Here is a 1,475-nt window from a genome sequence, read left to right as displayed (position 1 = left end):
TGCCCGGGTAGCGCCCGCGGCGCCGCCCGCAGCGCCCGAGAAGCCCAAGAAGCGCTCCAAGAAGCCGCTCGTCGCCGCCGTCGCAGTCGTCCTCGTCGCGGCAGCGGGCTTTTCGGCGTGGCGCCTGCTCACCGCGAAGCCGGCCCACGTCGCCGAACAGAACCAGGGCGGCACCGCCGAGACCGTCTACGAGGACTTCGAGGTCGGCGAGGTCAGGCTCCTCACCGACGGGAACCTCGGCCCGCGCCTCGAGGTCTCGATCACCAACAACACCGGCGAGATCGCGACGGGCGTCGGCTTCGACGCGACCGGCGACATCGCCATCACCGACGAGTACGGCGACGAGGGCACCGTCAACGCCGACCTCAACCTCGTCGCCTGGGAGCCGGGCGTGTACGGCGGGGCCATCGCCTACCTCCAGCCCGGCGAGAACACGGTGACGATCATCCCGGAGTACCCCTCCGGCGTCGTGGCGCGCTACACCCCCGACCAGGGCGACGCCCAGGAGTTCCGGCTCGACGAGGTCGAGGACATCGAGTTCGAGGTCGGCAGCACCCGCGGGCTCGGGAGCGGCGAGCAGCTCCTCGCCCCCGAGGACTGCGGCGTCGAGATCGAGCTCTCGCCCGACGGCTCCATCACGGGCTCCATCACCAACAACACCGACGTCCGCTGGCGCCGCGCGACCGTCTACCTGCGGGCCGAGAACGCCGACGGCACCCCCGCGACCATGGGGCTCAACGAGAGCACCAACGACGAGGCGTTCAACTACGGCGAGATCACGGTCGAGTACGTCCGCCCGGGCGAGACCGTCGACCTCGAGAAGGGCGCCAGCATGTACTACGACCCCGCCCGCGTCGTGGCGACCTATGTCGTCATCGAAGAGGACGTGTAGCGGGTTTCCGGGAACACCCCTCTATAGCGAAACGGGAGGCCGATGGCCTCCCGTTTCTTTTTTCGGCGGCCCGGTGCGCCGCGCCGTTATTCGCCTGCGGCCTGGAGCTTACGCTCGAGAACGGCCACCTGACGGTTGAGCCGGGCGTTCGCAGCGGACAAGGCGAGCGCGCGGCCGCGCTCGTAGGCGCGCTGGCGCTCGCGCTCGGCGACCATCACGGCGATGTCGTGAACATGCATGCCCGTGAGGTCGGCGACGCCGCCGTCGTCCACCCCGAGGTCGTGGAGGGCCTCGACGACGAGCGCCTCCATGGGATTGATGCTGACTGCCTCCATCTGACCACCTCCTTCCAGCCTACGTTGTTTCTGCCACGATACCCGACTTCGCAACTCGCGAGCTCGGGATAGAAAACTCGCGATCACGCAGCTAAAACGCGTATGCGGTACCTGGAAGCCCGCTGACAGCCCGATGCGGACAAGCGCGTACGGGTAGTGCCCGGTCTGTCTCTTATACACATCTAGCTGTCTCTAAGAGACAGGGCTGGGACAAGCCTGCTGCCGATGACGACCAGGCCACATCGAAA

The 1,475-nt window shown here is 67.9% G+C and carries 2 protein-coding genes; one reads left to right on the top strand and one right to left on the bottom strand.

The features are described from left to right. On the top strand, positions 1-892 hold an 892-nt coding region (locus tag BN3789_RS12940), incomplete at its 5' end, for a hypothetical protein (RefSeq protein WP_161939017.1). Positions 893-978: 86 nt separating this feature from the next. Here the strand turns inward: BN3789_RS12940 and BN3789_RS12120 are convergent. Beyond that, entirely contained in the window at positions 979-1,227 is a 249-nt protein-coding gene (locus BN3789_RS12120; RefSeq protein WP_229254388.1) for a hypothetical protein, read from the bottom strand. Between the last annotated feature and the right edge of the window lie 248 nt (positions 1,228-1,475).

It is taken from the genome of Collinsella ihumii, assembly GCF_900046475.1.
GTDB classification, from domain to species: domain Bacteria; phylum Actinomycetota; class Coriobacteriia; order Coriobacteriales; family Coriobacteriaceae; genus Collinsella; species Collinsella ihumii.
Note: the sequence above shows the minus strand (reverse complement) of the source record. Positions and strands in the feature narration are given on the sequence as shown.

What these genes read in the sequence shown, in the direction of transcription:
- BN3789_RS12120 (WP_229254388.1), bottom strand. Translation starts at nt 1,227, where the DNA reads ATGGAGGCAGTCAGCATCAATCCCATGGAGGCGCTCGTCGTCGAGGCC.